The organism is Lysinibacillus sp. RU7, from assembly GCF_057837305.1.
Map to the genome: position 1 here is coordinate 1 of NZ_JBYQFK010000161.1, position 263 is coordinate 263.

Consider the following 263-nt stretch of genomic DNA (forward strand, 5'->3'; position numbering starts at 1 on the left):
ACAAACGCCATCGGCACGGCGCTGGCCGATGGCAAGCCCACGCTGGTCCACGGCTCCGAGCACTACCTGCAGGCCAACCAGTTCCTCACCTGTTCCTGTGCGCCGATCTTCGATCCGTACGGCGCCACCGTGGGCGCGCTCGACGTGACGGGTGACCACCGCGGCTTCCACAAGCACACCATGGCATTGGTGCGCATGTCGGCGCAGATGATCGAGAACCAGTTGTTTGCCAACACGTTCCAGGACGTGGTCTGCATCCACTT

The 263-nt window shown here is 63.1% G+C and carries 1 protein-coding gene; it reads left to right on the top strand.

Features of this window, described 5'->3' with window-relative positions; translation table 11 throughout:
* Positions 1 to 263 (top strand): GAF domain-containing protein (locus AC3II9_RS21930; RefSeq protein WP_489158827.1); only part of this gene is annotated, 263 nt, incomplete at both ends.